The organism is Pollutimonas rozaliensis (assembly GCF_048751585.1).
Classification (GTDB): Bacteria; Pseudomonadota; Gammaproteobacteria; order Burkholderiales; family Burkholderiaceae_B.
The window spans coordinates 1-278 of record NZ_JAZHOB010000077.1 but is presented as its reverse complement, the minus strand read 5'-3'; the positions used below and the strand labels follow the sequence as shown (position 1 = coordinate 278).

Annotated in this window: 1 protein-coding gene; it reads right to left on the bottom strand. The window is 55.4% G+C overall.

From position 1 onward, the window contains the following. Window positions 1-101 precede the first annotated feature (101 nt). Window positions 102-278 (bottom strand): ssDNA-binding protein (locus V0R37_RS22040; RefSeq protein WP_420376547.1); only part of this gene is annotated, 177 nt, incomplete at its 5' end.

The following is a 278-nucleotide window of genomic DNA, read 5'->3' as shown; positions in this document are numbered from 1 at the left end:
CCTAATAAAAGGGGGGCGTAGTGTGAGAGCCCCACACAGCTACCACGCATGGGTGGTTTGTTGTGGGGCTCTCATAAACTCATCAAGGATTGAGGGCTTGTTTAGGCGAGGAAGTCATCTGGGCCGTCATCGCTGAAAGCTGTGAATTCATCTGCCGCGCTAGCCCTGCCACCTAAGGGTTCGCCGTCTCGGATCAGCTGTAGGTTTCCAAGGCCACACGCCACACCTTTATTGCCGTTGGTATTGAAGGCGTAGAAGGTGACGGTGGCGCGGCCATA